1 protein-coding gene is annotated in these 293 nt (G+C 63.5%); it reads right to left on the reverse strand.

Annotation, left to right across the window (positions count from 1 at the left end; genetic code table 11):
* Positions 1-78: 78 nt before the first annotated feature.
* On the reverse strand, positions 79-293 hold a 215-nt coding region (locus tag JN414_RS16590), incomplete at its 5' end, for a hypothetical protein (protein ID WP_202208894.1).

Raw genomic sequence — 293 nt, forward strand, 5'->3', positions numbered from 1 at the left:
GGTGACGATTTCGCCTTCGAAGCCTTCGCCCACCTTCTTGAAGGAACCGATGTTAGCCATTGTCGTATCTCCATGCTGTTATCGGGCCGCGACCACCGTGGCCTCGATGGCGATCGACCAGCCGGAGGCGAGCGGCAGAGCACCCTTCAGGGCCGCAGCGCAGCGGAGGACGGCAGGGCCGGAACTTTCTTGTCTCGCGAGGAATGACGGCGCAGCCGTCAGGGGAAGAAAGTTCTGGAACGCCGTTGCGGCCAGCCGATCGAGGCGCAGCCGGTCTTCGGCTAGATCAGCCA

It is taken from the genome of Gluconobacter sp. Gdi, assembly GCF_014132155.1.
In the GTDB taxonomy this organism is placed as follows: Bacteria; Pseudomonadota; Alphaproteobacteria; order Acetobacterales; family Acetobacteraceae; genus Gluconobacter.